Source organism: Allorhizobium undicola ORS 992 = ATCC 700741 (genome assembly GCF_000621665.1).
Lineage (GTDB): Bacteria > Pseudomonadota > Alphaproteobacteria > Rhizobiales > Rhizobiaceae > Allorhizobium > Allorhizobium undicola.
This window is the reverse complement of sequence record NZ_JHXQ01000003.1, coordinates 307,476-330,009: the sequence shown is the minus strand read 5'-3', so window position 1 is coordinate 330,009 and position 22,534 is coordinate 307,476. Positions and strand designations below refer to the sequence as shown.

Sequence of the window (22,534 nt, the reverse complement as noted above, 5' to 3'; positions counted from 1 at the left end):
TCCATCTCATCAGCAGGCTCTATGAGCGGACATCGATCATCGTCACGACAAACCTGGCCTTCGGCGAGTGGCCAGCCGTATTCGGCGATGCCAAAATGACCGCCGCTCTGCTCGACAGGCTCACCCACCATTGCGAGATCGTGGAAACCGGGAACGAATCCTGGCGCTTTAAAAACCGCTCTCAAAGCTAAAGCCGAAAAGACAAACAACCCGCGCCCGCAGGCCCCTGCGCTAAATGGAGAGCTCCGGGCCTACGCGCGCTGACCCGATGCAACCAGAGGCAGGGGTCCCTTTTGGGAGCCGATAAGGGGTCCCGTTACAACGCCGATTGACATACTGGTCGATATCTACGACAATGCGCTCGGAGACCATGGCGATGTCTGCGGTCACAGATTCGATCGGCCTCGCGTCAGCCATAGTCGATACCGCCTATGCCGCGATGGAGACGGTCCACAAGAGTTTCGTGGAGATCAGGAACCTTGCGATAACGGCGAGCGACATGCCGCAGCCGGAATTCAAGAACCTCATCATCGGTGGCTATAGCCTCGACGAGTACTACGGAAAGTCACAGGTCGCCGACATTGAACAGCAGATGCAACAGCTGCAGGACCAGGCGCGGGACGCGATGGTGTCCGCATCCTTTTCGGGGGTGAACCTCCTCTACAACCCGAAAGGGCAACCGGAGAAGGCAAGCCAGCGGACGTACTCATTCGTTATCGGATATGGGGAGGCGAAGGTTCAGACGCTAGATGTCAAGGCAATGGACCTCCTGTTACTGAATGACGATTCCGGATACCCGATGAGCCACCCGTCCGACTACAATCCTGAAAAGGCGCTGTTCGATCTGGGTGATATCGTGGATGTCCCCGATTCATTCGTGCCGGCCTACGCGAGTTGGTACAATATTCTACTGACCAACCCGGTGACGGGCGACTACGAGGCCTATGACACGGATGCCTCTTTCAATCTGATGCGGCTCGAAAACAACCTCCTGCGGAACGGCGGCGACAGGGCGGGAGCGTATTCGAACTTCGTGAGTTACATCGAAACGAAACTGCAGGGTGTCGCCGACCGCATGTCCTATCTGGGGTCCATCCAGAGCTCGCTCGATACATACGAGGAACTGAACAAGTCGCGGATGGACGCGGTGACAACAGGCGTCGGGCGATTGGTCGATGCCGATATGAACGAGGCGTCTACCAGACTACGCGCTCTCGAAAGTCAGCAACAGCTGGCAGTGCAGGCGCTATCTATCGCCAACGCGTCACCCGATACCCTCCTGCAACTCTTCAGGTAATACTGGCACCGTTCTCCCGATTGACATGTCCGCCGAGCAACATGACGACCAGATGCACAAGGTTGCGTGCGCCAAACCGCACTTTAAGCCGGTCGAGACGGTGCTCGACGGTCCGGTGCGATAGACCCAGCTGGGCAGCTATTTCCTTGGCTGTGCAGCCTTCCAGCAGGAGCTGGACCACGGCCTCGTCGTCTACGTCAAACTTCCCGGGGGTCTTGGGCGCATCCAGAAGAAAACGGGCGTGTGATGACGAGATCACCCACCGTGGGCGGCCAAGCGTCCGCTGCGGTATCAGAATCCGGTCGTAGCCGAGATTGATGCCGAAGAGCTTGGTCTTCACCAACTCCATCGACGGTTGTTGGTTTTCGATGACTTGGCGAAGGCGGGGGATCACGGCGGACGCCATGTAGTCCTGGTCCTTGAAGTCGCCAATTCGCTGATCTTCAAAAATCTTGTTGACGTTGAACAAGCTCGACGTGAAGCCAGAATGACGCACGGGCGTCATCTGCCACGCGAGCGGATCATCACCTTCGATGCGGAATACGGTCAACCGCATCTTGATCGAAAGCAGGTGTAGAACACCGGCATAAACGCGATGCGGCTCCGCAGGATCGGCGGGATCGGTCTCGATCCATGCATCCAACATCTTCTGAGTGAGGGCGGCAAAGGGTTTGTCTTTCAACATGCGTCTCTTCTTCAAGTTGCCGCTACTGAAAAATGACGGACCTTGAAAGGACAACCGGGCATAGAGGCGCAAGCAACGTTATCCCGTCCTTTTTGCGCCGCGGATTTGCAATCATGGCGGACGGATAAGTCAGAGCTTTCAATGAGGCTCGAACCGGAATGCCTCGGCGGGGGTGGTCGGTCCCGGTTCCCGCCTACAGCGGCGCTTTGCAGAACCTCCTGCGGCAACCCGGTTAACCGCGCTCGGCATGCGCGAATTCCCGCGTCATCCCCGTTATCGGGGTCGCTATGCTTGCCGCTCCGATATGCTCATCTTTCGTCGCCTGATGCGGTTCCCGCATCGAAATGTCCCACTGGCCATTTTGAGAGACTTCGGTGCTGTATCGCGAAGAATACAGGCCGCTACAGCACCAATATACGCTGGAATGGGTCGGACTACCTCTCATTCTGTTTCCGCACCCTCACCGCCAAGCCTACCGCCATGCTCCCTCTGTCAACGGCGATGCCGTCCTACGCGTTGCTTCGGTCCTCTGGATGACTGCCGTTGCGCGTGCCGGTCAATTGAGGGCATCGGGACGGGAACATCCAAGGCCGCCCTCCGGGCGGGTTCGAGAGCTTGGCCTGCGGCCCGCATCGAACAGGAACATGCCTCTCGTCTTCAAATCATTAAAATCCAACCAGTGCCGTTAAGTCTCCCTCCGGCAAGACGCAACCATTCCGTGTTTATCCCTGGGCACCCTTCTCACGGAATGATATCCATTATTGCATAGAAATCAGCGGAAAGGTACACGAGATGCAGGTGAAAATCACAACCATTCCGGGCTTAACCTTCTCGGTGCAGATCGAGGAGGTTAACGACCGTGACGCCTTGGGCGGACTCATCTGTTACCTGGCATCGCTATACCGCCTCGATCCGCAAACCTCTGCTAGACACCTCATCCGACGTTCCCGCATCCCGGGGTCCGCTGCCGAAATGCGCAACGAGTTTCACCGAGACGGCATTCAGGCTTTCCGACGTCTAGATCAGGCAACCGCCTAAAAGAAAGACTTGACCATGGTCGCGCTTCGCATCCTCTCCCTCCCGATTGGGCTGACGGTTTTCACCGCGCTCTACGTCATTGCCAACAAGGCACCTGCAGCGGTCGAAACGAACAACATCGTTGTCTGGATTTTGTTGTTTCTGGCCCTCGCATGGAAAATCTCACGGCGTCGTCGTTAAGTTTGAGCGGAAATTCAAGATGTCGCGTCGGAGTCTTTAATTTAATAGTTTCAGTTACTTAGCTCAGAAATATTCGCTGCTCACTGTTGCGATCGGAGGCGACTCACATCACCATTGGTCGTCATCGCAACAGTGAGCAACGACTAAACAAGCGAGACATCAAAAAGAACTGAAACGGGCTTCGGCACGAACGGCGAAGCCATGCCAACAGAAGGACTGATTATGAACTTCATCAAGATCGAGCGCGGCGAGCGGTACCCGCTTGCGCTTAACAACATGGAAGGAGCCAAGGCCGAGTTCCTGACGGTGGAAGGCAACCTATTGCTTATAGGCATGCCAGACCTGCAGCGGTCCGAAGCTCAGGCCATCCGTAAAGGGAAAATGAAGGCTGGCTTCATCAAGGATGGCCCGCTGATCCTATGGGTGTTCGAGTTCCCGGGAGACCTCGTATTCGATTGCCCGTTCGATATTCGCCTTGTCTCCGAAGATCGCCGTCATCTTCCAGATGTCACCAATCGCGAGGAGCGGCTTCTCATCGACATTCATCTTGTGGACTCGGCCACCGATGTGGTGAGGGGGCTACGTGGAATAACGCTACCGCCCAAGCTCTCCCTGAAGTTCCTGAACGCGGTTCAGGAACAGTTGACCGACACCCGGTCCATAGCCCCGCCGCTAGCCCGATATCATGCCATGGACATTCTGCGCCTGCCGAAGCTCGCGGCAGTCCAGGTTTGCGGCCAGAACTGAACTCCCAATCACCCAAGAAGAGGATAATCGATATGAACGTATTCTATATTAGCTGGAAGCCCGATGCGGACGTCTGTGGTGAGGCCGCTGGCTTCTCTTTCGCTGGACGAGTCCTTGATCTCGTTGTGACGTTCGGCGGCGATGGCCTGTTTTACTGGGAGGTAGTTGATGCATGCACTCGCATCGCTTCCGGCACGGAGACCAGCGCCGCCGCTGCTCGACGTGCCGCCGAAACCGCTGCAAGGCTAGAAGCTATCCGAGCTGCCTAAATTTGCCTCACCGCGTGATTTCTGTTGCCAACTATCTCACGCGGTGAGACCCTTCAAACACGTTAGAGACGCAAGGTGACACAATGGACTTCAACACATGGAAAGCCCTCGATCCCGTCGAGGACATTGCCCGCAAACTCGGGTTTGACATCGGCAGTTGCCGAAGCTGGGACGACTATAGCAGCCGCTTCCAGGCCGCAAACGACCGGGACGTGGGCCGTATGGTCAAAAGAGCCAAGGAGATCGCCGGCCTTCTCTCGACAGGCGAGCTCCCTGTATTGCAGGCGATGCTCCACGCTGCCGATTTCTCGCGGCAGGCCGATGAAATATCCGAGGAGCGAACCTGGAGGCGTCTGGATCACACCTACGGCGACAACGCCACTGCCGTTGCTCTCGCGATCCTGAGGCTGTAACTCGGTGGCGGACTTCGCATTGGACTACAAGAAGCGTCAGGCGGCATATGCAGCCAAAAATAGGCGGAAGGCGAAAGCCCTCCGCCGCCCCGATGCCCGCGCCGTCGCTGACGCCTATATGGCTGCCGTAGAAGAGGGCGGTCTTGAGCGTATGATGAAGGTCTACATCGGGAAACTCGCGCCAGATGCCGATGTCGATGCTCGGAGCCAGGACGTCATCAAAATCGTCCGGACACTCGTGAGTATGGTTCTCTTCGAGAAAGGATTCGACGGAGACCAGATCAAGGACAAGATGGCGTCCATGATCGACGAAAAATGAAAAGGGCGGCATCTCTGCCACCCTTTCCTATCCGCCAGACGGCGGTCAACGAGAAACACGTATATTTCAGAGCCGCCTCAATGGCGGTCGAAACTATCCCTCAGGGGGAACGATACCCAGATATTTCGGCCCGAAGACCTGATCTATCCTAATCCCTTACAGGGAGCGAATACCGGCTTTCTGTTGTTTCAATCCACGAAGTTCCTTGCGTCCCTTCGATGAATTGATAATGCACGGGACCAATGCGCCAGTCAACAGAAAATCGAAATTATTGAGCAATAATAAGAAGTTACAAAATACAAATTGTGATTTCTTCGTATCTATCGACGCCCTTGGACAACATCGAACGCGAGAATCCGACCGGTATTTTGGCCCGTGCCGGCATCCGTCATTTTGACTGCGAGTTGATGAAACGGGAATTCCGGAAAATCGGCGGGGCTGACTGTCACACGGCATCCATGCGGGTACTGACGTCGGGATAATCTCGACGTCTGCTGTGGTTCTCGTGACCACCACACCGATAGACCGACGCGAACCGAGCGGAACGCCAAAATCCCTTCGGCGGTCGAGAGCGCCAAAGATTTCGGGGGGCTTCCATATACTATGCAGTCGATCCTACCGTGGAATGAAAGTCATAGGCATATCCAACGTTGGAATGTGCTTGCCATCCTGGTACATCTGGATCGTGAACGTTCCTGGCTGAGGCGATCCGACTAGGTCTCTTCCAGCGCTGGTTTTAACCTCTCGTAGCCAGGACGGCAGACCACGAAACTCCAATCCGTGAAATCCCCAGAAGCCGTGTATTTTTCTGTCGGGCAAGCCTGTGGTGTAGGTGATCCGATCGGCCCAACCAAAGTATCGATACTGCCTTCCATTCGGCTTCGTAATCGTGCGCGCTGGCTGGGGCACGATTTCAATATGGATATCAGGGGCCATATATCGGAGATCAACTGAGGCCGCGTCCGCTACCCCCGTAATTGACGCCGACAGAACTAGGAAGGCAATCAAGATGGACTTCATCTATCGCGCTCCTCTCCAAGGCCCACAACTGCGCCAGGGGGATGCAACCAACTAAGTATACGATCCGGCAATGACCCGATGAAGCCGAAACACCAAGCCGAAAAATGGAACAATATCGCAGGCGTCGCGCAGAAGACGGTGAGCGTAACGATCGATGCAGACAGATGCGCCAGCCCCATCAGCCCGCAGATGACCGCCAGACCAAAGCCGCCAATTGCCCAGAGGACTACCTTTTTCATGGCGTCAGACCCTTCCATAAAAATGGCGGACGAGCGCCCAGCACATCTGTGTCCGCAAAACGTCAGACACCCGAGGGTACGCCCAGTACAAAAAGATCGGGATGGCGACCGTAAGTGACAGGCTTACGCCCTGTTCCAACACGCTCAGAGAGCCATGCATCCAGTCGCGGTCGAATGCCGCCATCAACGGCCACGCAAAGAGGAATAGAAGCCACAGAGCGCCAAACAGGGATAGTTCGATGAGGATCGTCCCAAAGGTAACAGCCAGGCTCAATTTCGTTCGCACCTTCACTTCGACTTTCCTCCTTTGGCCAACATCGCCATTCCAGTCTTGGGCAGAAGCCCGCGTCCGGCAAGGGAAAGCATTCCGCCGATCGCCCCAGATGCTATGCCCGCCTCGCCAGCCGTTCCCGGCAGTCCGAGCCAGCCGAGGATGCGATCCGGCAACGCCCAGGACTGACCAAACAGTTTCAGCGATATGTACCAGGTAAGGAACAGTTGGATGATGGACATGGTAAGGAAGCCGATCAGACCGACGACTGCGCCACCGGTCTGAGCGAGGAACGTGGTTGCCCACATCGAATCCATGGTTCTGAGTACGACGTCGAAGACTGGGTAAGAACCGCAATAGGCAAGGATCGCAAGGGACGGGCGCAGGAAGATGTTGACGGTCAGCAACATCCCCATGCGCGTGCCTTCGCTGGCGAAGTCTTCGCCGCCTTCCATCTTCATCCACTTGAGGCACCACAGTGGGAGTGCGATCATTGCCTCCAGCAAGGCGGCAATAAGAGCGATACCAGCGGCCAGAACAAACAGAAATGGAAGGATTGGGATCACATAGGCGCGCAGCGCACCAATGAACATGATGCCTCCGATCGCCCAGTTTCCCCAGCCCAGGAGGAAATCCGCCGCGCCGCCTGCGCCGACGGCTGATGAAAACCAGTTCGATGACGCCACCATCAACGCGGCTCCCGCGGCGATCGCCGTCCAGGCAATGGACAACATCGCGTGACCCGATGAGATTTGGTTCGACATCGCGTCACCCGACTGCGATGCGGACGTCGCCCCCCATTCGGCGAGACCTCGTGTTATCGGCGCGAGCAGTTTCACCAGGAAATTCGATCCATCATCACCCGCGGCCGCGAAATCATTGGCTGAAAGGCTGGCTCTATCCGCCTCCCCGGATACCTGCAGCCTCAAGATGGAGAACGCACGATCCAAGGCCCCCGCGAAATCGCCGTCAGTTCGTGGCGCGACGTCTTCCGGCAATTCATTCGTCATCGCCGTCGTGAGTTCGCTGATCTGCCCCAACGCCCGGAAGTACGAGCCGGCCGAAAGGAAACCTTCCTGCTTCGCGTTCTCCACCAATCTGGACCGTGATTCCGCCTGCACCTTCGCCGCTTCCACCTTCGCGGCGGCGGACACCTTTGCATCGAACGCCGTTCCACGTGCGCGGACATCCTGCACGATCGTCGAGGAGAGCACCTTTCCGGAGATCGCCTTGGTCACGGCTTCGGCGGATGAAAGACCTGACGTATGCGCCGCCAGGTTCGCGTAACGCTGCGCCTCAATCCGATACGCGGAAACAATTTCCGCCACGGCCTCACGCCGTGCGATTGCGAATGCCTTTCGATCATCCGGGATCGTATAGGCGAAATGACCGCACGTCGGCCCGTAGCTCCAGGTCACTTTCTGCGCATAACCGGGGATTCCAAGCCCCTCCACACTTCCGCCAGGCTGAGGCAACCGTGCCTCCCAGCCCCAGGTCGAACCGGCCTGATTGTAGACGGCAGCGCAAATCTCATGCTGAAGGATTGTCATCGCAACCGTCGATCCCGAAGACGACGTCGGGAGAATTGTGGCCTCGCCAGAGGCAACTGTTTTGACAAAAACGTTCCATGAAGCGTCAGCCAGATTGATGCCGCCCCGTGCAACAACGTCCCTGAGTAGATAATGCACCGGTGAAAATCCGGTCGATGGCATCGGTATCAAGAGGCCGGCACCGACGATGATCCGCAATGGCGTCCATATCTGGTGCCAGCGGTCTCCGAGTGTCCTGCCGGTATAGGCGCTCTGCACGATACCCGAAATCGTATTGTAGGCGATCAGGACCGCGCAGAAGGCAAACAGCGTTGATGTAAAGACCTGCAGCGTCTGCCCCCAAGCCGACGTTGCGTCAGACGGCAGGACGGCAGTAACCAGACGCCAGGCCCAGTTAGAGGCAGATGGTTGGGCAAACAGGTCCATCATTTGAAGCCCCCGTCAGGTCGCGGCCCCGTCACACCGTTTTGCGTCTCGGGACCATCGGGAGACGAGATGTCGTCATCTAATTTCTGGTCTTTGAGATCGAGCGCCTTTTCCTCGGCAGGTGTTGGCGTCACGGTTACAGGCGGAAATGCAAGACGTGGTGACCGTGGAGGTCTATGCGACGTCGCTGACCCTGCCTTTCCGGAACTGCCTTTCTCTCCATCGCCACCTGTTTCCGCCGTGACGTCTGAAAAGACCGGCGCGGCATCGGGCGTGGGTTCGTCTTTCTCGGCAACGCGATCGATGATGAGCTGTCCGAGGGCCGCGAGCTCAGGGAGGACGTGCCAGATAGCCGCGAGACGCGGGCGAGCGCATGGATGCATACCGCTTTCCCGAAGGACTTCAGCATGAAGCCTGACACGGGCGTCCAGCGTCCTCCAGGCCGCGATCTCTCCAGATTCAGCCAAGGTCTCCAAATACGCCAGTAGCGCAGGAGCCTCGGCTTCTAGAAATGCCTGCTGGTGGTGAGTGGGCCTGTCCCGGACATTCATGGATCGACGCACGATGTTGACCGCCGCTCCATGCGCCCAATCGAGATGGGGCATCCCAATGTCGCGCAGGATCGCGCGGGCATTCTGCAAGAAAATCTCTTCGCCCACCGTCATGGCGTCATCCCTCCCGATATTGGTCGTGGCTCGTCCACCGCAGCGGCAAGGGCGCGCGATAAATCTCGAATTTTCTGTTGAGCCGAGGCGAGACGCTGTGCCTGGAGCCGCAGCGCGTGGCGTTGTTCGGCAGCCTTCTTCTCGATCTCACGTCGTGCGATCCGTTCGCGGTCAGCGTCGGACCTCGCCTTCTCGAGGGCGGCTTTGGTGGCGGTGACGGCAGCGGCGTATTCCTGTCGCAGACTGTCTCGTAGGGCGGATTCGCGTGCGCCATCGACGACGGCGCGGACAGCGCCACCGACGCCCTTGAACCGGTCCGCCGAGGCCTTTGCCTTCGCAGCGTCCGACTCGATCGCCGCAGCCTTCTTCTTCGTGAGATCAATGTAGGCGCGCCCCTTTGCCTCAACGACCCGTGCCCGCTCCAGAGCCTCCTTGAGCGCCGCCGCTTGGGCTTTTTCCTGGTGCCACTGCGCTCGCGTCAGGCGGCGCTTGCCAGCACCGAGGCGGGTCAGGCCGGCTGGGATCGCCACTTTCGTGTGGTAGTCGTCCAGCCATGCCCGCATGCCCGCCACGTAGGCACGGTCAGCGCGCTTTCCCATTGCCTTCTTGTCTTCCCCGGGAAGCGGTCCAGCGGCAACGACGGCATTCTTCGCGGGATATCCCGGGTGCAGAAGACCGGCGCGCATCTCGACATCATCAGGAAGCAGGTAGGCGTGAAGGTGGGGATGGCTTTCATCGGTATGGCGAACGACCGACACCAGGCGATCACCGTATTGCGCCCGCAGCCATTCGATTGATCGCTGTTCCCAATCCGAGACGTCGCGGCGGACGTCGGCGCTGCCGCGGTATTCATCCATGCTCACGGGATGAGAAAATATCAGACCGGCCAGTGTGTTCTGGTCTTTGCGGATCGCCTTGAGAGACGTCTTGCCGTTCCTGTCGGTTCTTGATGTCTTGGCCGCAGACGCCCGCTCGTCGTGCAGCCCCCTCACCGCATCGGGGTGGAGACCGTATACGACTTCTGGCGGTTTCGGCGACGGCACATGGACAGAGGCAGACGGAACCCGTGTGACTTCATCGAAGATGTAGTCCGTCGTCCGTCCCGACTTGCCGGAGCGGCTGTAGAGCTCAATGCGCGCGAACTGGTATGCCATGAGCGCGCCTCACCTGAGCCGAGGAACGATCATGCAGTAAGAGATTTGGCCGTCGCGCTCCACGAGCCCAAAGCGCGGATCACGGGCCTTCTCCTCCATTGCGGCCAGCCAGTCGGCACGGCTCATTCCCTCGGGGACCATGTATGTGAATGGGCGGTTTTGCGGGACGCGGACGCTGAAAACGTCAGCGACTGTGTCGAGGAATGCGCCTGTTTGCATATCCTTCAGCAGTGGCGATGACGCGCTCGCGTGTTCCGTGAAGCCAAAGGACGCCAACTGGGCAAAGAACGCCGTTGGCTCCCGGATGATGGTCAGTGACGCCAAGTCACCGTTATCAAGGCGAACGAGCATGAAGTAGATGGGTCTACGCATCCAGGGCCTCCTCGAAATCGAAATCCACCCCTTGAGTGAAGCTGGCGACGAGTTGGACACGGTCGAGGAAATCGCGGTCGGACATATGCTCGAAACCGCCGTTTCGTGGCGATGCGTTTTGAGAGAAGCTCGCGTATCGCTCCGGGTTTTCCCAGATTACCGCGTACCAGCTTCCGGGGAGCCTGATGACCTTGAGAACGGCGGCGGCCAGCGGGCCTTGGTTGGTGATGACGATCTGGCGTTCATACTCCTGCATGGCGGCCTCCCATGCGACGAGTGTTCTCCGCCGCAAACAACGCATCCACCTCATCGGGGTCGGCATCGAGCATGGCTGCATAGGCATCCTGTCGGCACTGGCGCTCATGCTTCATCGCATAGAGAATCGCCCAGCCTGCAGGAAGAAGAGGATCGTCGGGACGGGTCTGCTCGGCATGGAGAAGACCTGCTTCCATGCTCGGTATCTGGTCATCAAGGATGAGGTCTTGAATTATCGGAGGGAGGGACTGGTAATCAGTCTGGGGCATCGCAGGCACTCAGAGGAATACACCAAGCGTGCCTGCCGGCGGTCAGGAAAACAAAGAAAAAGTGAGCTGTATAGACCGAATACAGCTTATCACTGCGTTCTAAGCATCGGCCATTTCATGGATAAGTTAGCCGTCAGATACCAGCCGAGAGGCCATTGGACCGTTTGTTCGGACCTTGGCTCGGTTGCCAGATCGCGTGAGATTCTTCATTCCCACTCGCCGAGATTGCAGATTCCAACGCCGCGATTTGCCGTGTAGAAACATGGGCTCGAAGCCTTCGCTGTATCTACGCTCTTGTCTCAGAACCCGAGGAGGATACAGCTGAGTTTCTATGGTGTGAATGTCCGGCCATGCAACAACGCGGATCGGCGACTGACAGGTATATTTTATGGCGCTACATGCTGATTTAAAGCGAGCCAAGAGCGAAGAAGACGTCAAAGACGCCTACATCAAAGCTCTTGGTCTAAAAAGCTATTCGAAGAATTTGATCGATATCCAGACCGAGGAGGTTTGGTTCGAAGCGAAGGCAAATGGCTCTTGGACATTCTATGAAATGTTCACTCAGTTGCTGCACTACGTGCAAGTCGCTCTGAATAAAGGAGAACATGTTCCCGCACTCCTGTGCGTGATTGACACGGAAAAGGCGGCCCTTATGCAGAGCAGCCACGTGGTTCCATTCCTTTCAAAAAAGACGATCAAGTGGGGCAAATCGGCGTCGGAAGTACCCAAGGAAGCCGTCGACGCCATTTCGATTCACATTGGCACACACTTCGTGGCGTTTAACATCGAACACGACGCGCCGGAATTTCTCACGACGGTAAAAGACGCCATTGCGTCCGGCGCAATCATCCGCACTCAGATCACACCAGACAACCTTAAACAGGTCTTCGATAAATGGGTCGAGATGATCGGCCAGGAGATCGAGGATGTTGATCCGGAGAGCTACAATCTTCTCTTCTTTGCCGACATCATGAACGATGGCATAGCATCCACGCACAAGAATCTGCCAGCGAAACTGCTATTTCTTGACGGCGATCCCGTTTTCGAGATTGCCGGAAAAAATCATGCTTTGCGAAGCTTGGAAGGCTACCGCCGGTTCTGGACGATTTTCCACCGTCCGCCGAAAGACGAGTATCGCAACTACATCCTTGAACGCAGAGACAGTCTGATACCTGTAGTCGAAAGGGTCTTTAAGGGAGCGTTCTACACGCCTTTGCACGTCGTGGATAAGGCCTACGACCATCTGACGTTCACCCTTGGGAAGAACTGGCAGAGGCGCTACAAAGTCTGGGACATGTGCTGCGGTGTGGGCAACCTTGAAGTCAAGCACTCAAACCATCGCAACCTATTTATGTCGACGCTGGACCAGTCGGATGTTGATGTGATGAAGGCGACCAAAACGTGCGTCGCAGCCCACCGGTTTCAGTACGACTACCTTAATGACGACATCACCGAAGACGGCAGAATCGATTATTCCCTGACTAACAAGCTTCCGCAGGAGCTACGGGCGGCGATCACTGCCAAGGAGAAAATTCTTATCCTGATCAACCCTCCATATGCGGAGGCGATGAATGCCGGAACAGGCGTGGCCACGACGGCCGTGGGCCGAGCTCTTGGCGGTGACGTCGGCTACGCAAGACGCGAGTTGTTCATCCAGTTCCTCCTACGCATACAGGCGGAAATGCCGAACGCCATCGTGGCGATGTTTTCAAAGCTCAAGTATGTGAACGCGCCAAATTTCGATGAATTCAGGGACTATTGGAACGCGAAGTATCTCGGGGGCTTCGTCGTTCACAGCCGTGCTTTTGATGGACTGAAGGGAGAGTTTCCCATTGGCTTCTTGATCTGGGACACCGCGAGAAAGCGGAAAGAGCCCTTCGAGATCGAAGCTGAAGTTTTGGACAAGCACGCTAACCCTATTGGCGCTAAACGCTTCTATGACGTTCCCCGAACGCGTCTGTTGAACACTTGGATCAAGCGGGCGAAGTCTAACACAACGCCTGCTCTTCCCCTTACCAATGCGCTTGAGCCCACCACTCGAACCGGTGATGTCCGAGGTACCAGATGGGCAGATGGCGCAATCGGAGGGATGATCAGCAAAGGCTCCGACTTGCAAAATGCAGACGTCACAGTCCTATACTCCTCTGGTTACGCGAGCGCTGGTGGATTTTTCGTTACGGAAGAAAACCTGCGGCAATCAGCCATTGTCTTTACGGCCCGTCGAATTATTCGACAGACTTGGCTTAATGATCGCGATCAATTTCTCGCACCGTCACAGGAAATTCCGGAAGAAATGGCAAACGATTGCCTAGTCTGGATGCTATTCAACAATCGAAATCTGTCCGCGGGTGCAAACGGCTTGGTATGGGGAGGTAAGACTTGGTCTCTGATAAACCACTTCATCCCATTCGAGGAAAACGAAGTGGGCGCACCAGATCGCTTTGAGTCCAATTTCATGTCGGAGTACATTTCGACGTTAAAACTGTCGAAAGAAGCAAAGAAGGTTCTTTCCGCCGGCCTTGACGTCTGGAAGGCATACTTCGAGGCCCTGGACAAAAAGCAGATTCCGAAAGCGGTGCGAGACGAATTCAAGCTGAATCGACCCGATGTCGGTTGGTTTCAGATTCGAAACACGCTGGAGGCGCTTGCAAGTCGAGGAATAGGGGTCTCGGCTCGCGCAGCCGATATCGAGCCATCCTACAAGATTCTGTCGGAGAAAATCGTCCCTGAGATTTACGCAAAGGGCATCCTGATTGCGTGATTACGATCATCCGAATCGCTGTCCTGGTGGCAGCGTTTCGGATGACACGGTCTAGATATCGGCGCTGGGGTAGCTTGTTAGCACAACCCAAATGTTCCAGACGTGTTCCGTAGGCAGTCTTTAGGCCGCATAACGGAAACGTGGAAAACTATTTCTCTTCCTAAGCGTCTGATATCACTGTGGAAAAATGGTACGGTTGGGGGGTCTCGAACCTCCGACCTCAGGTGCCACAAACCTGCGCTCTAACCAACTGAGCTACAACCGCACAAGCGCCGAAGCGCTCTTGAGGGGTCACATACGGGGAGTGCGGGAGTTTTTCAAGTCCTTTTTCGCAATCCTCTGCATGGAGCTGAAAAACCCTTTGATGAAAAAGGGTTTTTCCAAATCAAAAGAGCCGGATAGACCGGCCCTGAAAAAGCAGTTTCTGACGAGATCAGGAAACCTTGAGGCCGGACATGGCCTTTTCAGCGGCTTCCTTGCCGGGCTTGGTAACGGTTTCGGCAACCTTCCGGGCGGCGTCCTGCATGGCCTTGGCCTGTTCCACGGTCACTTCAGCCTGCTTGCGGATGAAGGCGGTCTGCAATTCCACGAATTCGGAAACGGACTTGACCGTCAGCAACGCTTCCATGTGCGAAAGGGAAAGCTCGGCATTGGTACGCAGGGCTTCGACCGCCTTCAGGCCAAGCTCGACGCCACCGTTCTGGGCGCTTTGCAACGTGGCTTCAACGGTCTTGGATGCATCTTCGGCAGCCGCCTTCATCTTGGCATAGGCTTCCTTGGACTGGGCCGCGCCCTTTTCCGCGAAATCGCGGAAGCTGTCGGAAAACTTCGACGCATCGAAGCTGGAAAAAGAAAAGACATCAGCGGTTTTCGGGTTTGCCATGATATTCGCTCCTCGCAAAGGGCGGTCGCTTCAAGGCCGCCTCGTGTTTCCATGAGGGATCATATAATGCAGTTTGTTGTGCATTGCAATATTGTTGTGCGCTGCACAATGCTCTTTTAGCGGGCAATTTGTCGCAGTCCGGCGGTTATCGCAGCGGTGGGAATTAACCCTGTTTGCCATTTAAACCCGCCCTTGCTGGACCAAAACCGGGTGCGAAGTTATTAAAAAACTGTTAATCTGAGCGAAACCAGCGTAGCCGACAGGAATATCATGCCCGCTGTCCATTACCCCTTCATCGATATTGCCGTTCACGGCAATGTGCGGGCGCGGTTTGCGCGGGGCGAGGCATTGGTGCTGTTTTCTCCGGGCATGGATCAGGTTCTCTGGGCCAATGGCGCGGGCACGGCTTTTTTCGGCGGCGCCTCCATCTATGACTTCCTTGACCAGCCGCCACCGCAGCAGGATGTGACCTTTCGCCAGATCGCGGCCGTGGCACGCAGCCTGAAAGAGGCCGGAGAGGCTCGCAAGCTCATGGTGCGCGTGGGCGCCGGTTTCCGCAGCCTGCCGGTGGAGGCAAGCCTTGAGAGGCTGGAAATCGTTCCCGGCGAAGGTGCTGTTCTGTTTGCCGTTCCGCAAGGTCATCGCAACGAGCAGGCGCGGACGGCGGCTATGCTCAGCGGCTTTGACGACCCGGACACCCATATGGCGCTTATGGACCGGGATGGCCGGATCGTGGCGGCATCCGAGCATTTCCTGCGCCTTGGAATTTCGTCGCAGACGGCGCTGACGCTGGTGCGCATGGTCAGCACCGATGAGGACGGGCTGGTCAAGCGGCCCATCCCCACCTCGAAGGGCTACCTGCCAGCCGCCATTGGCAAGCTTTCGGACGATCCCGGCCTGTTTCTGGTCTTTGCGGTCGAAACCATTTTGGGGATGCTCGATCCGGCCGAAGGGTTTCAGGCGGCAGAGCCGGAAGTGCCCGCGGCAGAGCCCGCAGCCCCCGCAAATGTCTTTGCGGACGTGGTGGAGGCCCTTGGCCATATAGAGGAAATCGCAGCCGAGCCGGAGGATGTGTCCTTCGAGGCACCTGCCCCCTTCATCGGCACAGAGGCGCAGGATGAGCCTCAGCCTGAGACGAGCGATCTTCCCCCCGTCGCGGAGGCACAGGACGCGCCCGAAATGGCCGACGCCGATCATCCGTGCGAGAATGCGGCAGCAGAGGACGCTCCGAAGGACGAAGCCGAGCAAGTACTGCATGTGACAGAGCAGCAAGACGCGCAGGCGCTGCACGCACCGGCGCCCGCCGCTGCCATGACGGATCCGGCCCTTCCTCAGGAGGAGCCGCCTGCCGAGCCGCCCCTGCCATCCTTCGCCTTCGAGCGCTCGGGACGGGCGCAGCGTTTCGTCTGGAAAATCGATGCGCTTGGCCGTTTCAGTGAAGTGTCGGGCGAGTTCGCCAAGGCCGTGGGACCGCGTGCAGCCGCCATCGAAGGCCAGACCTTCAGCGACCTTGCCGCCCTGTTCAATCTCGATCCCGATGGCAAGATCGGCGACCTGCTGAAGCGCCGCGACACATGGTCGGGCCGCACCATCTACTGGCCTGTGGAAGGCACCTCGCTGAAGGTGCCAGTGGACCTCGCCGCCCTGCCCACCTATACCCGCAATCGCGATTTCGACGGCTTCCGTGGTTTTGGCGTGGTGCGCATTGCCGATGCGGTGGAAGATGCCGAAGCCGTTGGCCTGACCTTCCTGCCGCGCTCCGGCGAGACGGAGATGGCGGATTCGACGGCTGGCGAAGGTTTCCTGTTCGAGGAGGAAGCGGCTGAGGGGGGCGCCCCCTCTACCGCCCTGGAAGACCCAGCCCCGGCAGAACCTGACACGCAAGAGCCCGCCGTGCAGGAACCGGCAGACCCCGTCATTCCGGCCGAAGAGCCGCCTTTGCCGGAACCTCCCGTCAAAGAACCTCATGCCGATGCTGGCGCGATCAGGCCTGAGCCTCCTGCCCTTCACATTACCGAAACCGCCGCGCGGCGCTTGTCGGACAAAATCATTCAGCTTGAAGAACGCCGCTTTCGGGCGCGCGATGGCCTGAGCAACAGTGAGCAGGCAGCCTTTCGGGAAATAGCCCGCAAGCTCGATGCCATGGGCATTCCGCCGCGCAGCGATGAGGCCGGGCAAGCCACGGAGGAGAAGGTAGAGGCGACCGAAACGCGGCAGGGCCCGCAATCGGAAGGCCCAGCACCCGTCAGCGAGAGCGCCGGGCCCGCGACCGTTGAGCCCGTCGAAGAAAATATCACGGTTCTGCCGCTGGCACGCCGGGATGCGAGCTTTTCCGCCGATATGCTGGACATGTTGCCGCTGGCGTTGCTGGCGCATCGCGGCGACCGGCTGATCCATGCCAATCGCGAGTTTCTGGCGCTGACGGGCTATGACAGCCTTGAGGCCCTCAGCGACGCTGGCGGGCTGGATGCCCTGCTGCAACGCGATGAGCTGAATGCAGACGAAGCAGAGCCCGGCTCACTTGTCATCGTTAGGGCTGACGATGCGCTGGTGCCGGTTTCGGCGCGGCTGCAATCCATTCGCTGGGAAGATGCGGGCGCCCTTTTGCTGGCACTGGTGCCGACAGCGCCGGACCATGGCGGCACGGAAACAACACCGCCCCACCGGCACGAGCCGCAGGCCCCCTCACAGCCAGAGCCGGTTTCCACGCCACAGCCTGCCTCTTCCGAGGTGATGGATCTGCGTATCGAAGTGGAGGAATTGCGCTCCATTCTCGAAACCGCGACGGATGGCGTGGTCACGCTCGGCGCGGAGGGCGATATTCGCTCGATCAACCGCGCTGCCAGCGCCTTGTTCAACTACGACGAGGAAGAGATTCGCGGCAAACCCTTCGTGACGCTGTTTGCCCATGAGAGCCAGCGCTCCATTCTCGATTATCTCAGCGGACTTGCCGGTCACGGCGTTGCCAGCGTCCTGAATGACGGACGCGAGGTGATTGGCCGCGAAGCCTCCGGCGGCTTCATCCCGCTCTTCATGACGATCGGCAGGCTTTCCTCCTCCTCGGGCTATTGCGCGGTCATTCGCGACATTACCCAGTGGAAGCGCACGGAAGAGGAATTGCGCAGCGCAAAGCGCGCCGCAGAGACGGCAAACGCCCACAAGACCGATTTCCTGGCCCGCGTCAGCCACGAGATCCGCACGCCGCTCAATGCCATTATCGGCTTTTCCGACATCATGGCGGATGAGCGGTTCGGACCGATCGGCCATGCGCGCTATAGTGAATATGCCGCCGATATTGGCCGCTCTGGCCGTCACGTGCTGGATATCGTCAACGATCTTCTGGATATTTCCAAGATCGAAGCGGGCGAAATGGACCTCGATTTCGTGGCCGTTGGCCTCAACGAAACGGTATCGGAGGCGGTGGCCATCGTGCAGCCGCAGGCCAATAACCAGCGCGTCATCATCCGCACGGCGCTTTCGCAATCCGTGCCGAATGTCGTGGCGGATTTGCGCTCGGTCAAACAGATCGTGCTGAACATCCTGGCCAATGCCATTCGCTTCACCCCGTCTGGCGGGCAGATCATCGTGTCTACGGCCTATGAGCCGAATGGCAGCGTGACGCTGCGCATCCGCGACACCGGCATCGGCATGTCGCGATCGGAGCTGGAACAGGCCATGAAGCCCTTCCGGCAGGTAGCGCCCGGCGGAACGCGGCTGCGGGGCGATGGGACGGGGCTTGGCCTGCCGCTCACCAAGGCCATGGTCGATGCCAATCGCGCGCAGTTTTCCATTCATTCGACACCGAACGAGGGCACGCTGGTGGAAATCACCTTTCCCTCCCCCCGCGTTCTGGCCAGCTGAAATCAGGGGAAGACGCGGCCTTCAAATTGCCGCAGCACTCTCCTTGCTATATCCAATGGCTTTTACCGGCTTGAAATACGAAGGCGCGTTGCGCACAGATGCAGCGCCGCTTTCCTCGCAAATGCAGTGGAGAATGGATTGGAGCGGTTCCCGGTGTTCATGAGGCTCCAGTCCGATTCCTGCCCAATCGGAAGAAAACCTTGACCAATCCGGCAGACCGCAGAAAGCTCCCCGTTCCAGGACCGAAGCGCCGCAGGCGCGCAGTGCTGCACCTGGCGCTTGTGGGGCTTGTGCTGCTGCTTTCCGGCTTTGTGGCCGTTCGGCTGGTCGGGCCATATGTGGTCTCCAGCAATCTCGTGCGCGGCAGCATGGAGCGGGCCATCAGCCGGTGGAGCGGCCATGAGGTGGAGATCCACGGCACGCCCACCATCGCCTTCTGGCCGCAGCCGCGCATCAGCCTGCCCGATGTGGTGATCCGGGATGGGCGGGGCAATGGCGGCAAGGTTCTGGCGGAAATCGCCGAGCTGTCCGCAGCCTTCGGCGTGGTGCAGGCCGCCCTTGGCACGCCGGTTTTCGATGATTTTCGCCTGACGCGGCCCGTCTTGCGGCTCACCCGCAATGGCATGGGGCGGCTGGAATGGGGTGGAGAAGGTCTGCTGACCCAGGCCATTGCCGAAGCGCGCAAAAACGGCGCGAGCAGGCCCGGCGGCGAAAACGATGCGCAAGTGGGCTCGATCACCATCGAAAACGGCCGGATCGACGTGCTGGACACCGCATCTGGCCACCGCCTGACGCTGGACAGCGTTTTTTCCGACATGGCCTGGCCTTTCATGTCTGCCCCGCTGCATGGCTCGGCCAATCTGCTGCTGGGCGGTGTGGTGACACGCATCGACTTTTCCGCCCGCGATCCGTTGATGCTGTTTGCCGGTGCAGTGACCGATCTGGAGCTCAAATTTGCCTCACCCAGCGCGAAAGGCAGTTTTCAGGGCAAGGCCGGGGTTTTTCCGCCACGTTTCGCATCCGGCCGCATGAGCCTCGATGTCAGCGACGTTCATGCCCTGCTGGCCTGGGCGGGAATGGCGCTGCCCGGCACGGAAGCCTTGCGCAAGATCAGCATGGAAACCACCGCCACCGCCGACCCGGACCGCCTGCGGCTTGAGGATCTGACCTTTTCGGCCAATGATGCCGCCGCCTCCGGCATCGTCATGATCGGACCGGGCAAGAGCGGCAAGCCCAGGCTCAGCGGCACGCTGGCCTTTCAGAATATGGACATTGTCACTTTCCTTGGCGCCTTTTCGCTTTCGGCGCCGGAAACCACGACGCGCGAAGGCCGGAGCGGCCTGCTGGACTGGCTGGAATTCGATCTTTCGCTTTCCGCCCGCAGCGCAACGCTCGCCTCGCTCACGCTGACGGATGTCGGTGCAAGCGTCATGGCAACGGATTCGGCGCTGGTCTTCGACATTGCCGAAAGCACGCTGGCAGGAGGCACGCTTACAGGCCATCTGGAGGGCCGCGATGGCGCCTTCGACAAGGGCGCCAAACTGGATATTGCCCTCAGCAATGCCGACCTCGCCGAGATCGAAGCAAAGCTTGCCCTCACCGGCCCCCTGCCGCTCGGCCCCGGCTCCCTCACCCTTTCAGCGACCACCGATGTTGCCTTGTGGAGCATGAAGCCAACCGACATCACCGGCAAACTTTCCCTTCAGGCCGGGCCGGGCCGGATTTCGAACGTCGATGCCGAGCAAATCGAAACCCTTGCCCGGACAAGGCCCTTTTTCAGGCTGAGTGAAGCGGCGAAAAACGATTTGAGCTTCGACACGCTGGACAGCGAAGCCGAACTTACCGGTGGCGCCATCGACATACGCAGCGGCAGGCTGGAGGGCCGCGACCGCATTGTCACCTATTCCGGCATCATTCCCTTCGACTTCAAGGGACTGGCGCTTTCGGCAGAAATGCTGAAACCCGCCGCCGAAGACCAGCCGCAGCAGAAGCTGCGCTTTTTCGTCGGCGGCTCATGGCCGGACCTGATTATCTCGCCGGTGGCTGCCCTGAAATAGGGCGCCGTCTTCCTGAAGCGCGATCCTGATCCTGCGTCTTTTACCCAGGTCAGATATGACCTGACCGTTATGACGCCCGTGCCGCCAGATGTTCGTCGCGCTGGCGCTGCACTTCGCGCCGCTTCGTACCGATGGAGGCGATGATGACGCCAATGGTCACGAGGGCGATGAGGATGGTGCAAATGGCATTGATTTCCGGCGTGACGCCCAGACGCACCTGGGAATAGATCTTGATCGGCAGGGTCGTGGCCCCGGGCCCCGTTGTGAAGCTTGCGATGACGAGATCATCCAGCGACAGGGTGAAGGCCAGCATCCAGCCGGAAATGACGGCCGGAAAAATCAGCGGAAGCGTAATGCGGAAAAAGGTGCGCACCGGCGGGCAGCCGAGATCGAGCGCGGCCTCTTCCAGACTGCGATCGAAGGTCAGAAGCTTCGACTGCACGACAATGGCCACATAGCACATGGTGAAGGTGGTATGCGCAAGTGTCACCGTGACAATGCCGCGATCCACATCCAGCGCCACGAACAGCAGGAGCAGCGAAAGCCCTGTAATGACTTCCGGCATGACCAGCGGCGCATAGACCATGCCGGAAAACAGCAGCCGTCCCGGAAAGCGCCCGAACCGCACCAGCGCCAGTGCCGCAAGCGTACCCAGCAGCGTGCCGGCCGATGCCGAAACAATTCCGACACGCAACGTGACCCAGGCGGCATCCATCAGGCTGTCATTATGCCAGATGGCCTTGTACCAGTGCAGCGAGAAGCCGCCCCAGACTGTCACCAGCTTGGACTCGTTGAAGGAATAGACGACGAGAATGAGGATCGGCACATAAAGGAAGATGAAGCCGAGGGTGAGGATGACCGGATCGAAACGTCCTGACTTCATGGCTCACACCACCTTTTTCTGCTGGTTCTGGAAGATGGCGATGGGCACCACCAGAATGAGGAGCAAGAGGACTGCTACGGCGGAGGCCAGCGGCCAGTCGCGATTGCCGAAGAATTCCGTCCACAATGTCTTGCCGATCATCAGCGTATCGGCACCGCCCAGCAGATCAGGAATGACATATTCGCCGGTGATGGGAATGAAGCAGATCATCGCCCCGGCCACGACGCCGGGCAAAGACAGCGGAAAGGTAATGCGCCAGAAAGCCTTCCAGGGCGGGCAGCCGAGATCGCTGGCCGCCTCCAGCAGCGTGCCATCCAGCTTTTCCAGCGCCGAATAAAGCGGCAGGACCATGAAGGGCAGATAGGAATAGACGATGCCGATGAAGACCGCCATATCGGTCTGGTAGATGTGTACCTGCTCATCCGGCCCCAGAATATGCAGGCTTTGCAAGAGAAGCGTCAGCAGGCCTTCGGGCTTCAGAATGCCGATCCATGCATAGACGCGGATCAGGAACGAGGTCCAGAAGGGCAGGATCACCATCATCACCAGCGTCGGGCGGATTTCCGTGCGCGCCCGCGCCATGGCCAGCGCCATGGGATAGCCGATCAGCAAGAGCAACACCGTGGAGATGACGGCGATCCTGAGCGACGAAAGATAGGCTTCGATATAAAGCGGATCATCCCCCAGCATCCAGAAGTTTTCAAGATCGAGCTGTGAGATGAAATCGCCAAGCGCCGAGAACCCCTCGAAGACGGGGGTATAGGGCGGCATGGCAATGGCCGTGTCGGACAGGGCAATCTTCACGATGATGAAGAAAGGCATGAGGAAGAACAGCACCATCCACAGGTAAGGGATGATGACCACCAGCCAGCGGGCGGGTGATGCCTGAGGAAGGGACTGGGGCTCTGCCATGACCACCC

At 58.4% G+C, this 22,534-nt stretch carries 22 protein-coding genes and 1 tRNA gene; 10 read left to right on the top strand and 13 right to left on the bottom strand.

What is annotated here, in order from left to right; genetic code table 11:
• Together T424_RS0105580 and T424_RS0105575 are read left to right on the top strand one after the other, a co-directional pair.
• The coding region (locus T424_RS0105580) for an ATP-binding protein (protein ID WP_027486846.1) at positions 1-191 on the top strand (191 nt) is incomplete at its 5' end.
• 137 nt (positions 192-328) lie between these two features.
• Positions 329-1,297, top strand: coding sequence for a flagellin (locus T424_RS0105575; protein WP_269076422.1), 969 nt, complete (start codon positions 329-331; stop codon positions 1,295-1,297).
• On the opposite strand, the gene T424_RS0105570 is transcribed toward T424_RS0105575, so the two are convergent.
• The gene (locus T424_RS0105570; protein WP_027486844.1) at positions 1,290-1,982 is read right to left on the bottom strand and encodes a helix-turn-helix domain-containing protein; all 693 of its coding nucleotides are present in this window, start codon (positions 1,980-1,982) and stop codon (positions 1,290-1,292) included. The two genes, T424_RS0105575 and T424_RS0105570, sit on opposite strands and share 8 nt — an antisense overlap.
• 1,053 nt (positions 1,983-3,035) lie before the next feature.
• On the opposite strand from T424_RS0105570, the gene T424_RS22430 reads away from it, so the two are divergent.
• From T424_RS22430 to T424_RS0105540, 5 genes are all read left to right on the top strand, one after another.
• Entirely contained in the window at positions 3,036-3,200 is a 165-nt protein-coding gene (locus T424_RS22430; RefSeq protein ID WP_154664809.1) for a hypothetical protein, read from the top strand.
• Between the two features lie 222 nt (positions 3,201-3,422).
• Complete coding sequence (locus T424_RS20280) at positions 3,423-3,947, top strand: hypothetical protein (RefSeq protein ID WP_154664808.1); 525 nt, start codon at positions 3,423-3,425, stop codon at positions 3,945-3,947.
• 32 nt (positions 3,948-3,979) lie between these two features.
• On the top strand, positions 3,980-4,216 hold the full coding sequence (locus T424_RS0105550) for a hypothetical protein (RefSeq protein ID WP_027486842.1): 237 nt from the start codon (positions 3,980-3,982) through the stop codon (positions 4,214-4,216).
• Between the two features lie 83 nt (positions 4,217-4,299).
• Positions 4,300-4,629 (top strand): hypothetical protein, encoded by a 330-nt coding sequence (locus T424_RS0105545; RefSeq protein WP_027486841.1) that lies wholly within the window; start codon positions 4,300-4,302, stop codon positions 4,627-4,629.
• 19 nt (positions 4,630-4,648) lie between these two features.
• The gene (locus T424_RS0105540; RefSeq protein WP_154664807.1) at positions 4,649-4,948 is read left to right on the top strand and encodes a hypothetical protein; all 300 of its coding nucleotides are present in this window, start codon (positions 4,649-4,651) and stop codon (positions 4,946-4,948) included.
• Positions 4,949-5,563: 615 nt separating this feature from the next.
• On the opposite strand, the gene T424_RS0105535 is transcribed toward T424_RS0105540, so the two are convergent.
• The 8 genes from T424_RS0105535 to T424_RS0105495 form a co-directional block, all read right to left on the bottom strand.
• Complete coding sequence (locus T424_RS0105535; RefSeq protein ID WP_027486839.1) at positions 5,564-5,968, bottom strand: hypothetical protein; 405 nt, start codon at positions 5,966-5,968, stop codon at positions 5,564-5,566.
• Positions 5,965-6,207 (bottom strand): hypothetical protein, encoded by a 243-nt coding sequence (locus T424_RS0105530; RefSeq protein WP_027486838.1) that lies wholly within the window; start codon positions 6,205-6,207, stop codon positions 5,965-5,967. The genes T424_RS0105535 and T424_RS0105530 overlap by 4 nt, the downstream gene beginning before the upstream one ends.
• Before the next feature lie 288 nt (positions 6,208-6,495).
• Positions 6,496-8,457, bottom strand: coding sequence for a DotA/TraY family protein (locus T424_RS0105520; RefSeq protein ID WP_084268392.1), 1,962 nt, complete (start codon positions 8,455-8,457; stop codon positions 6,496-6,498).
• Positions 8,454-9,119, bottom strand: a complete 666-nt coding sequence (locus T424_RS0105515) for a hypothetical protein (protein ID WP_027486835.1) — start codon at positions 9,117-9,119, stop codon at positions 8,454-8,456. Before T424_RS0105515 ends, T424_RS0105520 begins: the two co-directional genes overlap by 4 nt.
• The gene (locus T424_RS0105510) at positions 9,116-10,273 is read right to left on the bottom strand and encodes a plasmid recombination protein (protein WP_027486834.1); all 1,158 of its coding nucleotides are present in this window, start codon (positions 10,271-10,273) and stop codon (positions 9,116-9,118) included. Before T424_RS0105510 ends, T424_RS0105515 begins: the two co-directional genes overlap by 4 nt.
• Before the next feature lie 9 nt (positions 10,274-10,282).
• Complete coding sequence (locus T424_RS0105505; RefSeq protein WP_027486833.1) at positions 10,283-10,645, bottom strand: hypothetical protein; 363 nt, start codon at positions 10,643-10,645, stop codon at positions 10,283-10,285.
• Entirely contained in the window at positions 10,638-10,901 is a 264-nt protein-coding gene (locus T424_RS0105500; protein ID WP_027486832.1) for a hypothetical protein, read from the bottom strand. Before T424_RS0105500 ends, T424_RS0105505 begins: the two co-directional genes overlap by 8 nt.
• Positions 10,888-11,169 (bottom strand): hypothetical protein, encoded by a 282-nt coding sequence (locus T424_RS0105495; RefSeq protein WP_154664806.1) that lies wholly within the window; start codon positions 11,167-11,169, stop codon positions 10,888-10,890. Before T424_RS0105495 ends, T424_RS0105500 begins: the two co-directional genes overlap by 14 nt.
• A 388-nt stretch (positions 11,170-11,557) precedes the next feature.
• On the opposite strand from T424_RS0105495, the gene T424_RS0105490 reads away from it, so the two are divergent.
• Positions 11,558-13,930 (top strand): hypothetical protein, encoded by a 2,373-nt coding sequence (locus T424_RS0105490; protein ID WP_027486830.1) that lies wholly within the window; start codon positions 11,558-11,560, stop codon positions 13,928-13,930.
• A 188-nt stretch (positions 13,931-14,118) separates the two neighbouring features.
• Here the strand turns inward: T424_RS0105490 and T424_RS0105485 are convergent.
• Positions 14,119-14,195: transfer RNA gene (locus T424_RS0105485), tRNA-His, on the bottom strand.
• Between the two features lie 168 nt (positions 14,196-14,363).
• Complete coding sequence (locus tag T424_RS0105480) at positions 14,364-14,813, bottom strand: phasin (protein WP_027486829.1); 450 nt, start codon at positions 14,811-14,813, stop codon at positions 14,364-14,366.
• Positions 14,814-15,083: 270 nt separating this feature from the next.
• Here T424_RS0105480 and T424_RS0105475 point away from each other — a divergent pair, with 270 nt between their 5' ends.
• Together T424_RS0105475 and T424_RS0105470 are read left to right on the top strand one after the other, a co-directional pair.
• A complete protein-coding gene (locus tag T424_RS0105475; RefSeq protein WP_027486828.1) occupies positions 15,084-18,674 on the top strand; it encodes an ATP-binding protein in 3,591 nt (1,196 codons plus the stop codon).
• Positions 18,675-18,874: 200 nt separating this feature from the next.
• A complete protein-coding gene (locus T424_RS0105470; protein ID WP_027486827.1) occupies positions 18,875-20,731 on the top strand; it encodes an AsmA family protein in 1,857 nt (618 codons plus the stop codon).
• Positions 20,732-20,798: 67 nt separating this feature from the next.
• Here T424_RS0105470 and T424_RS0105465 read toward each other — a convergent pair whose 3' ends face one another.
• Positions 20,799-21,614, bottom strand: a complete 816-nt coding sequence (locus T424_RS0105465) for an ABC transporter permease subunit (protein ID WP_027486826.1) — start codon at positions 21,612-21,614, stop codon at positions 20,799-20,801.
• 3 nt (positions 21,615-21,617) lie between these two features.
• On the bottom strand, positions 21,618-22,526 hold the full coding sequence (locus tag T424_RS0105460; RefSeq protein WP_407921376.1) for an ABC transporter permease subunit: 909 nt from the start codon (positions 22,524-22,526) through the stop codon (positions 21,618-21,620).
• Positions 22,527-22,534: the final 8 nt, after the last annotated feature.

Coding starts and splice junctions, on each gene's coding strand:
- T424_RS0105550 (WP_027486842.1), top strand. CDS start 3,980: ATGAACGTATTCTATATTAGCTGGAAGCCCGATGCGGACGTCTGTGGT.
- T424_RS0105460 (WP_407921376.1), bottom strand. CDS start 22,526: ATGGCAGAGCCCCAGTCCCTTCCTCAGGCATCACCCGCCCGCTGGCTG.
- T424_RS0105530 (WP_027486838.1), bottom strand. CDS start 6,207: ATGAAAAAGGTAGTCCTCTGGGCAATTGGCGGCTTTGGTCTGGCGGTC.
- T424_RS22430 (WP_154664809.1), top strand. CDS start 3,036: ATGGTCGCGCTTCGCATCCTCTCCCTCCCGATTGGGCTGACGGTTTTC.
- T424_RS0105500 (WP_027486832.1), bottom strand. CDS start 10,901: ATGCAGGAGTATGAACGCCAGATCGTCATCACCAACCAAGGCCCGCTG.
- T424_RS0105505 (WP_027486833.1), bottom strand. CDS start 10,645: ATGCGTAGACCCATCTACTTCATGCTCGTTCGCCTTGATAACGGTGAC.
- T424_RS0105515 (WP_027486835.1), bottom strand. CDS start 9,119: ATGACGGTGGGCGAAGAGATTTTCTTGCAGAATGCCCGCGCGATCCTG.
- T424_RS0105465 (WP_027486826.1), bottom strand. CDS start 21,614: ATGAAGTCAGGACGTTTCGATCCGGTCATCCTCACCCTCGGCTTCATC.
- T424_RS0105545 (WP_027486841.1), top strand. CDS start 4,300: ATGGACTTCAACACATGGAAAGCCCTCGATCCCGTCGAGGACATTGCC.
- T424_RS0105475 (WP_027486828.1), top strand. CDS start 15,084: ATGCCCGCTGTCCATTACCCCTTCATCGATATTGCCGTTCACGGCAAT.
- T424_RS0105490 (WP_027486830.1), top strand. CDS start 11,558: ATGGCGCTACATGCTGATTTAAAGCGAGCCAAGAGCGAAGAAGACGTC.
- T424_RS0105520 (WP_084268392.1), bottom strand. CDS start 8,457: ATGATGGACCTGTTTGCCCAACCATCTGCCTCTAACTGGGCCTGGCGT.
- T424_RS20280 (WP_154664808.1), top strand. CDS start 3,423: ATGAACTTCATCAAGATCGAGCGCGGCGAGCGGTACCCGCTTGCGCTT.
- T424_RS0105510 (WP_027486834.1), bottom strand. CDS start 10,273: ATGGCATACCAGTTCGCGCGCATTGAGCTCTACAGCCGCTCCGGCAAG.
- T424_RS0105570 (WP_027486844.1), bottom strand. CDS start 1,982: ATGTTGAAAGACAAACCCTTTGCCGCCCTCACTCAGAAGATGTTGGAT.
- T424_RS0105480 (WP_027486829.1), bottom strand. CDS start 14,813: ATGGCAAACCCGAAAACCGCTGATGTCTTTTCTTTTTCCAGCTTCGAT.
- T424_RS0105535 (WP_027486839.1), bottom strand. CDS start 5,968: ATGAAGTCCATCTTGATTGCCTTCCTAGTTCTGTCGGCGTCAATTACG.
- T424_RS0105495 (WP_154664806.1), bottom strand. CDS start 11,169: ATGCCCCAGACTGATTACCAGTCCCTCCCTCCGATAATTCAAGACCTC.